We start from the raw sequence: 12200 nt of genomic DNA on the forward strand, positions 1-12200 counted from the left end.
TACGACAGCTCGGTTCTTCACTTATTTCCCTTTGACCAAGATATTTCACCTAATAAACCCTAACCGAAACCTTCACCAAATAATGATCCATCCCTTTCACAGATAGCTCATCTAGCAAAATATCCTCATAGAAATAACCTCTCAATTTGAGATGATACTCTTTCGCATAGCTTACTAGGCGGTTGTAGGTTTTGTTCATACTTGAATATCCTTCATTGTGATAAGCCACCAGGTACTTCCCTTTTTCCATCGTGTGGTTCGCAAAAGTTGGTTTATCCACTTTGGTGTAAAGATAGTCATAGTTGCCTGTTTCTCCTTTGAGGATATGGTCGACACTAGTCATCCAGCCTTCAGAAGCGGACGGAGCAATCTCATGTTCTTCTAAATAATTGTAATGAAGCTGCATCTCATAACCCGTTCGCCTCTCTTCTAAAAATACTGATAGACCTTTCTCTTTTTGAATAAAAAGAAGGCACACACCATAATCGATAGAAATTCTGCTAATGGAACAGCTATCCATATTCCATTGACTCCTATGATAAATGGCAGCGTCCAAAGTGCCGTTAACACAAACACCAGCGTTCTGAGTAAGGAGATGATTGCTGAGATCTTCCCATTTGATAGAGCTGTAAACAACATGGACGTAAAGGTATTTACCCCCAAAAACAAAAAGCCGATAGAAAAAATCCAAAATCCACTTTTCGCTATTTCATAGACCTCACTTCCCTTTCCTGCCATTAGCTGAATCATATAAGGTCCAAGCAAAAGGGAAGATGCGAACACCACAAGGGAGCTCCCGCCAATAAAGATCATGCTGTGCTTAAAAATTCGTTTTAATTGCACGGTATTTTGACTTCCATAATTATAGCTTATGATTGGAGCGACCCCTACAGAGTACCCCATAAAGAAAGGAGTTAAAACAAACATAACATAAAGCATGATCGTCACAGCGGCTACTCCTTCTACCCCGATGAACTCAAGCATTAACAAATTAAATGCCAAAGTGACAACTGAGGCAGAAAGATTTGTAACCATTTCTGAAGATCCGTTGATACAGCTTCTTAAAAGGATATTCCATTCAACCTTAAATCTAGTGAAGTAAAGATGGCTGTTCTTGCTTACCAAAAAGTAGAGGATGCCAAGGACTGCAGGGATGATGATTCCTATTGCAGTCGCTAAGGCAGCACCTTTAATCCCCATCTCCATGACCACAATAAATAGATAGTCGAGTATGATGTTTGTACTGCCCCCAATTAAAGTGATAACTAAGCTCAACTTAGGCTTACCTGCTGTGACAAATAGCGTTTCAAACATGATTTGAACGATCAACAGCGGACTAACCAACAATATGATCTTCGCGTAAGTCAACGTGTAATCGAACAATGTAGTACTTGCCCCCGCACCGAAGAGCTCTAATAATGGACCGATAAATATTGACCCTGCTAGCATGATGATTAAGCCCAGTACAAACCCGCTTAATACGATAAACGTAAAATGACATCTAGCTTCCTGATACTTATTTTCACCCATCTTTTTTGCAATCAGAGCACTGCTTCCGGTACCAAGCATTAAAGCAATGGCAAAGATCAGTGCATAGATCGGCATAAATATATTAACCGCAGCCAGTGCAGTCGAGTTTACAAAACGTGCTACAAAGATCCCATCCATAATCGTATAAATGGATACAAAGATCATGACGCTGATCGTTGGTGCAGCATAAGCAAGCAGCGATTTCATGGTATGTTCTTGTTCAATTCCTGTTGTGTTATTCATATGACCCTCTCCTATAAATTGCAAATTCCAATACTCGTATCTTAGAGTATGGAGTTACTCCATAGTCAAGGGTCATAGCTTAATTTTATTCCTATATGAGATAAGCGCAGCACTCGGCAAGGTTGATTCCGGACGCTGCGCTTTTTCGTGAGGACTACAGCACTCAACTTTTTCCAGTTTCTTGCTCCATATGTGCGAAATAATGGTATTCTTGTTCGAATTACCACTGCAACACTCTCCAAATGCGGTGGTTCACCTGACACGCAAAGCAGCAAGGGATTAGTGTGATTGATTGAGGTTTTTAGGGAGCGGGGAAGGCCGCCCTGGTTCAAATTCATAAGCGAGCAGTTTGATACCGTTACATAACAGGCGGAAGAGGTGTGCTAGAGCAGCGAGGAGTTCGCTGCTCTTTTTTGCATACCGAGATTTTTTACAGTTAATTACAGCATTTATTTGAATTAATCGGATAGTTGTTCGAATTATTCAGCAGGTTATTCGAATAATCTGCTAACCTGTTCAAATAATGAAGAAAGCTGTTCGAATTAATCTACAAAACACCTTAAAAGAACACCAAAAAAGGCACCACCCCACTACTAGGTGATGCCCCAACCAAAATCTTACCATTACACTATTAAAGTTAATGGAGCTATAACTATATCATACCCCCTATTCATTAATATAGAACATAAAATCACAATAAAATAGTCACTGAACTCAACTAATAAATGCCAGGAAAATAAGCCTGTGAACCTAGTAAATCCTAATAGTGATATCAAAACAGTCACTTTTTCTACACTAAACTACATATAATAAATTTACAGTTGAATAAGAAAAAGCAGCAACCATGTATTGGCTGCTGCTTTTCATATTTGACTTCACCCTTCTACTCTACCCCTGTATATTTCACTGGAAGAGTCGCTTGGATTTGGTCTCCTGCTGATAGGTAAATGATGTATTCTGATAGATAGAAACTATCATCTCTGCCTAGGATGATGTTTGCTTTTCTGCCATCGTTAACAAAATAGTTGCCTGACCCGCTGCTTGGCTCGATCTTGTAGCGTCCTTCTTCAATGTCCTCTCCGACCGTGAAGTAGCCTGCTGGTAATGTGCGAGGTTGCTCTTTCTTCTCCACAATCCCTTCGTTCAACTGATCGAGCTTCGACTCACTATCAGAAATCTTTTGCATAATGTCAGCTAACGCCGCTTCTTGTTGGCCAATTTCTTTAGTCAGGTCGTTCTTCTCGTTTTCAATACTTTCTTTATCAGAAACTAGAGCTAGTACCTCTTCATGCTCTTGGTTTAATTTATCCAGCTTTCCTTTTTCATCAGCTAGTTGTGTATTCACCTGTTCTAGTTCCTCATTTGCTTCCTTAATCTGTATTCGAACGGAAAGTAATTCGCGATCCATTTCCTCGTATTTCACTTTCTTATCACTCAGCTCCACTGCAGCATTTCCATGTCCTACGCCATAACTTAACAACGCTATTACAAGTAACAACACTGCAGCTGAACCTCCTATGATGCGTTCTTTCTTACTTAATGATTGAAATTTTTCTTTTAACTGATTCATAGTTCTCCTCTAAATATGTAAAAGTATGTATAGATTTACACCGAACTAGTAGTATATATGAAATGGATGACTAAATATATAGGCTAAAAGTCGTTAGATTAATCTCAATACGAATGGCGATAGATACCATTCCTTGGTATGATTAACTGCGTATAGGAGGTTAGAGAATGTTACGTTGGACTAAAAATAAAAAGTTAATGGTGAGCCTTATCACCGTTGCAGTTCTTGTTGGGAGTTTTATCTTCTTTATTAGGTATGTGCCTATTGGGTTTGTGAATGCTTATACGATTGCTGAATATAGGGAAGTAGTAAAGATTAAGCAAGAATCAACTAGCGGAATAGGATCACCTGCTGTGTTTTATGTTCAATCTGTTGGAAATCCAAAGCTTCAGTTCACAATAGAAGCGGAGAGATCCTTCTTTCTTGGCATTTTAGAAGAAGTACGCGGAGATACATATGAGGACGGCCTAACAACCTATCATGAGCAAATGAAGCTTGATACGGTTACCGGAGATATTGAGGAATTAGGTTTTCATGGGATCGATGAAGAAGATATCATTTTAGATTTTCTCACCACTCACCGAAATGAAGACGGAGTAAGTCTTAAAACGCTCAGCTTAATGAGTGAAGATAAACTGAACTTTAGACAGTTTAAAGAGGAAGAACTTCCGAGAATCCACCAGTTGCTGGCTCTCATCCACAACAGTGGTGCAGCTGTTTCTCGGATCTATATTGATGACGAACAAACACTATCACACCTTCGTTTTGACGGTTATGTATCCACCACACCGCTTTCCCAGGAAGAACTATATGATTATCTTAGAAAAACAAATTGGGAAATAAGCAACTATGAATCGCAGGTGAAATGGGAAAGTGAGTTTGAGAAAATAGAAAATGAGCGGTTCACATTTGGGTTTGATTCTACAGACCTTATCTATCAATGTACCGATTTTACTGATGAAGGTATTTGTAACGAAATTTATTTAACCGTTCGATATGAGCATAACGGTCTCACTTCGGAAAATGAGCACCTAGTAGCTGATGTGTCTGTCATCCTCAACTTAGTCGAGAATACGATGACGGAGCTAGAATCATATGAACTCTTTTTTGTAGAAGAGCTTGATAACAATTGGTATAAGGAAGTCCGTTTCACGAATGAAGAGCGTGAGCAGTTTGAGTCGGTGGAGCAGTTGGTTGAGGAGATGTTTTAGGGGAGCATGAGTCCTGACTTACTTTAAACCGTATGAGAGGGGCTATACTCTCTACTAGTGCATTTCGTTTCATCATTTATAGTGCGAAGTGCTTGTTAAATCTCAAATCAATTATTTGAGGATAAGGAAGTACCATTTAATCGTTTGTGCATATTAAAACAAAATACAATTCATTAACTTTAAATGCCTTTTCAATTAATGAATACAAGCGCTCTCCCCACTCTAAACAATTAAAAACCAAGCTCTCATCTTAATGAAAGCTTGGTTTTTTGCTTAATTCCCTTTATCCATTTCATGGAGCATCTCTACTCGTCTTCTGAATTCTTCTTTTGTACTGAATTCTGCTGCTAAGAAGCGTTCGATAAGTTCGTTTGCAACGGTGTGGCCGATGATCTGGGCTCCGATTGCCATCACGTTTACATCATCGTGTTCAACGCATTGATGCGCTGTGTAAATATCATGGCAAACTGATGCGCGGATGCCAGGCACTTTATTTGCGGCAATACTTGCGCCCACCCCAGTACCGCAGATCATAATGCCTCTTTCTGCTTTTCCGTCTAAAACAGCTTGGCAAACTTGCTTCGTAATCACTGGGAAATCCACTGGATCTGGTGTGTACGATCCAAAGTCAATGACTTCATGTCCTTCTTTTTCTAAAAATTCAAGTACTGATGCTTTTAACGGGAAACCTGCGTGATCTGATCCAACTGCTAATTTCATAATACATTCCACCTTTTAAAAAATTAATTTGCTAGAATACTTGGCAGCCACAGCGTTAAGCTTGGGAATAAAATAACAAGCAATAACACAACAACATTTGCAATAAAGAATGGAGCAGTTTCTTTTATAACCGGCCCAATCTTATCTCCGCTAATCGAGGTGACGATATACAGAACAACGCCTATTGGCGGAGTAAGAAGCCCAAGTGTTAAGTTAATGACAACGATCATTGTCATATGAATCGGGTCAATTCCAAGAGTTGTCCCTAACACAAGTAGTGTGGGGAGTACGATTACTAATGAAGCAATTGTTTCCATAACAGAACCGACGACAAATAATACTAAGTTTACAAGCAAGATTGCTAGGATCGGAACAACTGTAATTAATAATATCGATTCTGATATTGTTTGAGGAATACGCTCAGATGCGATGATCCAGCCGTATGTTGCTGCAAAACCTACAATAATCAAAACTGTTCCTGTAAATTGAGCTGTTTCTACACAAGATTGATAAAGAGCTTTAAACGATACATCTCGTCTAATAATAAATCCTAGAACAAGAGCTGCGATTACCCCCATTGCTCCTGCTTCTGTCGGTGTAAATAAGCCGCCTAATACTCCGTAGAGAACAAAAGCAATTAATAACAGCTCCCAGATGCAGCCTTTAAAACTTTGCCAGATTTCACCTGCTTCAAAGACATTTGACTTAGGGAATTTTCTTCTAACAGCGATAATATAGGCAGTAACCATCATTGCAAGTCCCATCAGGAGACCCGGGATGATACCTGCTAAAAATAACTGATGGATTGAAAGACCAGCCGTAACCCCAGCAATAATGATATTAATACTTGGGGGAATGATCGGCCCGACTGTAGAAGAGGCTCCAGTAATTGCTGCGGCGTATGCAGAAGGGTATCCTTCCTTTTTCATTGCAGGAATTAACGTTTTTCCAAGACCTGCTGTATCAGCTACTGCTGTTCCTGATATCCCTGAAAACAATATACTAATCCCAACATTGGCTATCCCTAGTCCGCCTCTGATATATCCGACAATTGACACTACAAACCGAATAAGTCTTCTAGTAGCTGATCCAGAATTTAAGATAGCGGCCAATAATAAGTAAAAGGGTATCGCTAACAGAGAAAATGAAGTAAGCTGTGTAGTAATCCTTTGGCCGATTAAGACGGGTGGGATATCACTCATAAGTATATAAACTAGAGATGACAAACCAATGACAATGAATATTGGAAACCGTAACGCTAGTAGAAGCAGAAACAAAATGACCATGACTATTAGTGCCATATCAACTTCTCCTTTCTGATGATAAGGTGGTTACTCTTTTGTGCTCAGAATGATCTCTTTTTCTCGATATCCGCTTATCGCCTTTATGAGAAGTTTGACATAGTAATAGAACATGGTAATCATACCAACAACCATACTAATTTGAATCCAAAACATGGAGATATTTAAGCGGGCAGTGGAAGCAAATCGGCCGCTCCAAGCAAGCTGTAATAAAATGATTCCAACTGCTAATAAGAAGATACATATACATGCATACACAACAATTTCTATTCCCTTTCTCCAGCTTTCTGGAAACTTGTCAACAATATAGTCCATGCTGATATGTGTGTTGCGACCCGCTGCAATGGCTGCTCCAATATTAACAAGCCAAATTAACAGTAAAGTAGCTACCTCATCACTGCTCCAAACAGGAATGCGGTCGAAAAATTGCCTCGCAAATACTTGAACAAACATAATAAATACAAGTGATACTACTAATAAAAAAGCTGTGAACTCAAGGACTTTAATGAATTCAAACTTCTTAACCATACATACCCCACCTTAAGAGGGGGGAGAGAGTCCCCTCCCCGATTATTTACTAGAGCGTACCTTTTCAATCCATGTCTGCATAAGCTCATCATAGCCTTCATATGCTTGTGATGCCGCTTCAGCAAATGGTGCAGAATCTACTTCAACAATCTCTACTCCAACTTCTTCAAGACCTGCATAAGCTGCTTCTAACTCTTCGGCATGAAGTTCGTGCTCAATTTGCTTCGTTTCTTCTGCTGCCTCTTCTAATGCCGCCTTTTGCTCATCTGTTAAACCTTCATAAATATCGTTGCTAATAAGTAAGTAAGCTGCTTGATATTGGTGGTTTGATAATGTGATATAATCTTGAACTTCATAGAATTTATCAGAATAAATTTGAGTGATCGGGTTTTCTTGTGCATCAATAACATTTTGTTGCAGGGCTGAATACACTTCAGAGATCGGCAGTGTAACCACTCTAGCTCCCATTTCTTCAAATGCAGGTGGTGCTGTTGGTGATTCCGGTACGCGGATATTTAATCCTCTTAAATCATCTACCGATTCAATCTTTTTGTTGCTAGAGATTTGTCTTGGTGCTCGCATGAAATACGTAAGCGGCTTAAACCCTTCTTCAATCATTAATTCATTTAATTCCTCACCTGACTCACTGGTTAAGAAATTATTTAGGTGGTTCTCATCTTCGAATAAATAAGGAACCCCGAAAATGCCAATCTCTTCAACCCAGCCAGATACAGGCTCTAAGCTGACGGTTCCACCCATTGTCCCAATTTTCATTCCTTCAAGGGCTTCTCTTTGCGTACCTAGAGACGCTGAGTCATGAACTTCAACAATAAGACTGCCATCTGTCTTTTCTTCTACTAACTCAGCAAATTTATTTGTCGCTTTCACCCAAATGTGGGAAGCTGGCTGATCAAGTGAGAATGTAATAGTTTGTGTTTCTGTTTGAGCTTGTGCGTCTCCTCCGGTCCCTTCATTTGTAGATGAGGTATCTTCACTAGCTGAACCACATGCCCCTAGACCTAAAGCAATTGCGACTGCAAGAGAAACTTTTGGTAACCATTTTTTCATCTGTAATCTCCCCTTTTCATTGTTTTAAAGCAAATGCATTCACTTCTTTTAACGTCGGCATTCCTGATTGTGCACCATGTTTCGTTACTGAAAGTGCGGCTGCTACGTTCGCAAATTGAATAGCTGCCTCAAGATCATTACCACATGCGAGTGAGTAGGCAAGCCCCCCGTTAAAAGTATCACCAGCACCGGTGGTATCAACTGGATGGACCTTCATACTCTGAACTTCGCGCAGCAGTGGCTCATCATGACTGCCAAACAACACCCCTTCTTCCCCCCTAGTAAGGATTATATTTTTCACTCTCTGGTTGAAGAGAAGAGAAAAACCATCTTGAATACTCTGTTGATTGCTTAAAGGTAACCCCGTAATAACCTGCATTTCTGTAACATTGGGTGTTAAATACGTCGCTTTGCCCAACAGTTCTTCAGAAAGGATTTGAGCAGGAGCTGGGTTCAGAATAATCGGAATATTAAATTCGCATGCAACCTCCATTGCTTTTATAACTGTATCAATTGGGATCTCCATTTGAATAAGAACTATATCAGCAGAAGATATAGCAGTCTTTTGAATCTCTATATGTTCAGGCTTCAGCTTATAATTAGCTCCTGGTATAACAGTAATTTTATTTGTATCATCTGACACATTGATAAAGGCAATTCCACTTGACTCGTCTGTGTCTTTATGGATTCCTTCAACATTAACATTCTCTTTAAGTAAATTATCTTTAATTTCGCTCCCTTGGCTATCCTCTCCAATTGCTGTGATGAACGTAACGTCAGCACCAAGTCTAGCTGCAGCTACAGCCTGGTTCGCACCCTTGCCACCCATGAACTGTGTGAACTCAGATCCAATGATTGTCTCTCCAACTTTAGGGTACTTTGAGGCACGGACCACATAATCAACGTTTGAACTTCCAATAACCGTTACTTTAGGCCTTTGATTCATGTAAACACCTACTTCTATTTAGTAGAATCTCTTTCAATTAATTGAACATCAAGCTCATAAACCATTTGCTCATAGCATTGACCTTCCATTGCTTTTAATAATGTATTTGTCGCAAGTAAACCCATATCATAGATTGGCTGCGATATTGTTGATAGCTCTGGAATCGTAATTTTAGAAAAGTTAATGCCATCAAAGCCAATGACAGAGATATCTCTTGGAACATGTAATCCTAGAGAATGAATTGCTTTTAAACAACCCACTGCCATCAAATCATTTCCAGCGAAGATGCCATCAATATCTCGATTCATTTGCAAGAGCGTTCGTGTCGCTTCATAGCCTGATTTAATTTCATAATCTCCATCCGCCACGAGTGCTTCTGTATACCAATCTAAATCTCCAACGACTTCTAAGTACCCTTGTAGTCTCAGCCTTGCCGTTCTAATCGATTGAGGACCGCTGATATGAGCAATCTTCTTGCACCCCTTCTCAAGTAAATGACGTACTGCCATAACAGCTCCTTGAAAATTATTTGATGTGACAGAAGGAAAATTACCTTCAAGCGTACGGTCAATACTTACGATCGGTGTTGCAATATGTTCCACATCAGAATAAGAAAGCGTATGAGAAGATAGGATAATCCCATCCACATACTTCTGTTCTAATACCTGTAAGTGATCAAGTTCACTTTGCAGGTCGCCATTTGTGTTACAAAGGATAACTGTATATCCATTCTCCTTAGCGACTTCTTCTACCCCTTTTGCCAGTTCTGCAAAGAAGGGATTCGTAATATCAGGCAGCATTAAACCTATAGTTTTAGACTTCTTGTTGTTTAAGCTAACTGCAATTGCACTTGGAACATAATTAAGTTCCTTAATTATTTCCCTTACCTTTTCCTCTGTAGCCTGTTTGACTTTGCCATTTCCGTTAATGACACGCGAGACGGTTGCTACTGATACCCCTGCCATTTTTGCTACTTCTCTAATCGTTGTCATTGTCTCACCCTCAAAATGTAACCGGTTACTTTAGTAGCCAAAAAAATAAAGGACTTCAGTGTAACCGGTTACACTCTTATCTTGTAGCTGTATCATACACCTTGTTTAAATGGACTGTCAACATATTTTTAGAAAATTCTTTATATTATTTAGGTCTTTTATTTTGAGTGTTATGTCCCTAAAAGTAAAAGTGGCATGTATAAGACATCCTACTAAACTCATAATCTCATAAAAAAAGAGAGGGTTGAGGTGAAGTGACAACAATTAAGTATGTGAAAGTTAGTCAAATTAAATCCGGATTCACATATTTACCGACAGAAATGACAGCAAAAAGTCAGCTCGCTATTTTAGAGAAATCTAACGAGCCGGTAATCGATGTATTTGAAGACGGTGACAAACAATATCTCCTATGGAAAGGGATTGATAATTATAATTCCTTGAAAAAGCTCGATACTATGAAAGAAGTTGCCTGCAGCATTCACAAAACTTCTATATCAACATATCATTGGATGATTCAACTTTTACAATCCGCTTATAATGAAAATGCTTATTCCTACATTAAAAAAGAGCTTATTAATCAATTAGTTGAAGTGGATAACATTCCCTTAAAGAAAGTTGTAAATGATAGTGGAATTTCTGAGGATAAGCTACAGATACACCTTGCTGATTTATCTATCCCTACTTATTACAGGGAATTATCCCAAACATACGGAAATCAAAACCTACTCAACACGTTGTTTAAGTTAGATGTGGATATTTCGTTTAAGTATGTATTAGCTGATGAAATATTTAAAGGTAAAAAAATTACACTTGAGATGCTCAAGCTCTTCTCAAGGTATCTAAAGTCTTATTCTTTCGATCCAACTAAGCAAAACGCCGTTTCCCTATTCAGAGAAATTACAGATAGGGAAAGAGCGTTGAACTTCTATTGGGATAAATTAAATACAAATATGCAACAAATGTCTCCATCAAATATTATTATTTTCTCACCTTGTAATATCTGAAGTGAGAATATGTTCATCTCTCACATTCCAATTAATTAGATAAGGGCAGCTGTGATTGTTACGATCACAGCTGCCCTTATCATTATCTACGTAGTACCCTCCACCCTCCTTTGGTGAAAGGACCCATAGTCATTTAATTCCCCGCAAACATCTGCGTGTAATATCTGCTATAACCCTTATTACCGCTATAATAACCGATCCCGATTCGGTGGAAACGGTCGTTAATCATATTGCGGTGGTGTCCAGGGCTGTTAATCCAGCCGTTTGTCACCTGCTCGGCACCTGTATAACGGGCTGCAATATTTTCTCCCGCTGTGCGGTATGAAATATTAAACCTGTCCATCATCTCAAAAGGGGTTCCGTAAGTTGGCGAGTTGTGGGCAAAGTACCCCACATCATGCATGTCTTTTGATTTAATTCGGGCTACATTGCTCAATTCTACATCTAGGGCGAGCGGTAACCTGTTATGCTTTTTGCGTTCCTCATTAGTTAAGATAAAGATTTCAAGCTCAGTATTTGAGATTTGATTTACGTCACCAATTACTTGATAAGGAGCCAGCCTTTGCAGCAGCGCTTGTCTCGTCGGATCTACTGGCTTCACTGATGAGTCACTCGATATATAAACCGTTTTACTTACATTATCCCATCTAACATTGGCACCAAGAGCTTCTCCAACAAAACGAAGAGGCACAATCGTTCTTCCATTCACGGCTTTGGCTGCCACGTCTAATTGATGGGGCTGTCCATTTATGAAAGCTTGACTAGAACCGAGCGTCAGTTCCACTGTTTGAGTTCCTCGTGTAGCGGTAATCTTCTTTGTCGTGTTGTTGTATGCTACATTCGCTCCGAGAGATTCAAAGATTCCTCGCATCGGAACGAGCACTCTACCATTTTCCACTACAGGCGCCTGGTCATAGACTTGTACATTTCCATTCAGGACAACTGATACAGGCTGTGCGCTCGTACTGTTTGCACCAATAAGAAAAAGCACCATCACTAAACTCATCACGAACACCAGCTTAACTCTACCCATAAAATCCCTCCTAATAAATGATTTACCTGATTACTAGTATACTATATTAGGCAT

Annotated in this window: 12 protein-coding genes; 2 read left to right on the top strand and 10 right to left on the bottom strand. The window is 39.5% G+C overall.

Annotation, left to right across the window (positions count from 1 at the left end; all coding sequences use genetic code 11):
* Window positions 1-49: 49 nt before the first annotated feature.
* From BPOF4_RS17625 to BPOF4_RS21320, 3 genes are all read right to left on the bottom strand, one after another.
* Complete coding sequence (locus BPOF4_RS17625; protein ID WP_012960595.1) at window positions 50-406, bottom strand: GyrI-like domain-containing protein; 357 nt, start codon at window positions 404-406, stop codon at window positions 50-52.
* Between the two features lie 23 nt (window positions 407-429).
* Window positions 430-1773 carry an MATE family efflux transporter gene (locus tag BPOF4_RS17630; RefSeq protein WP_012960596.1) on the bottom strand — a complete coding sequence of 448 codons (1344 nt, stop codon included), beginning with the start codon at window positions 1771-1773 and terminating at the stop codon, window positions 430-432.
* A gap of 883 nt (window positions 1774-2656) precedes the next feature.
* Window positions 2657-3343 carry a hypothetical protein gene (locus BPOF4_RS21320; protein ID WP_012960597.1) on the bottom strand — a complete coding sequence of 229 codons (687 nt, stop codon included), beginning with the start codon at window positions 3341-3343 and terminating at the stop codon, window positions 2657-2659.
* Window positions 3344-3510: 167 nt separating this feature from the next.
* Here BPOF4_RS21320 and BPOF4_RS17640 point away from each other — a divergent pair, with 167 nt between their 5' ends.
* Window positions 3511-4554, top strand: a complete 1044-nt coding sequence (locus BPOF4_RS17640) for a hypothetical protein (protein WP_012960598.1) — start codon at window positions 3511-3513, stop codon at window positions 4552-4554.
* 273 nt (window positions 4555-4827) lie between these two features.
* Here the strand turns inward: BPOF4_RS17640 and rpiB are convergent, their stop codons facing one another.
* The 6 genes from rpiB to BPOF4_RS17670 are packed head-to-tail and all read right to left on the bottom strand — an operon-like array spanning window position 4828 to window position 10109.
* Window positions 4828-5274, bottom strand: coding sequence for a ribose 5-phosphate isomerase B (rpiB, locus tag BPOF4_RS17645; RefSeq protein ID WP_012960599.1), 447 nt, complete (start codon window positions 5272-5274; stop codon window positions 4828-4830).
* A 23-nt stretch (window positions 5275-5297) separates the two neighbouring features.
* Window positions 5298-6575, bottom strand: coding sequence for a TRAP transporter large permease (locus BPOF4_RS17650; protein ID WP_012960600.1), 1278 nt, complete (start codon window positions 6573-6575; stop codon window positions 5298-5300).
* Window positions 6576-6605: 30 nt separating this feature from the next.
* A complete protein-coding gene (locus tag BPOF4_RS17655; RefSeq protein WP_012960601.1) occupies window positions 6606-7103 on the bottom strand; it encodes a TRAP transporter small permease in 498 nt (165 codons plus the stop codon).
* A 42-nt stretch (window positions 7104-7145) separates the two neighbouring features.
* Window positions 7146-8171, bottom strand: coding sequence for a TRAP transporter substrate-binding protein (locus BPOF4_RS17660; RefSeq protein ID WP_012960602.1), 1026 nt, complete (start codon window positions 8169-8171; stop codon window positions 7146-7148).
* Window positions 8172-8187: 16 nt separating this feature from the next.
* Window positions 8188-9117, bottom strand: a complete 930-nt coding sequence (gene rbsK, locus BPOF4_RS17665; RefSeq protein WP_012960603.1) for a ribokinase — start codon at window positions 9115-9117, stop codon at window positions 8188-8190.
* A 14-nt stretch (window positions 9118-9131) separates the two neighbouring features.
* The gene (locus BPOF4_RS17670) at window positions 9132-10109 is read right to left on the bottom strand and encodes a LacI family DNA-binding transcriptional regulator (protein ID WP_012960604.1); all 978 of its coding nucleotides are present in this window, start codon (window positions 10107-10109) and stop codon (window positions 9132-9134) included.
* A gap of 254 nt (window positions 10110-10363) precedes the next feature.
* Between BPOF4_RS17670 and BPOF4_RS17675 the strand changes: the two genes are divergently transcribed.
* Window positions 10364-11113, top strand: coding sequence for a hypothetical protein (locus tag BPOF4_RS17675; protein ID WP_012960605.1), 750 nt, complete (start codon window positions 10364-10366; stop codon window positions 11111-11113).
* Window positions 11114-11246: 133 nt separating this feature from the next.
* On the opposite strand, the gene BPOF4_RS21325 is transcribed toward BPOF4_RS17675, so the two are convergent.
* On the bottom strand, window positions 11247-12146 hold the full coding sequence (locus BPOF4_RS21325; RefSeq protein ID WP_012960606.1) for a stalk domain-containing protein: 900 nt from the start codon (window positions 12144-12146) through the stop codon (window positions 11247-11249).
* Between the last annotated feature and the right edge of the window lie 54 nt (window positions 12147-12200).

The organism is Alkalihalophilus pseudofirmus OF4, assembly GCF_000005825.2.
In the GTDB taxonomy this organism is placed as follows: Bacteria; Bacillota; Bacilli; order Bacillales; family Bacillaceae_D; genus Alkalihalophilus; species Alkalihalophilus pseudofirmus.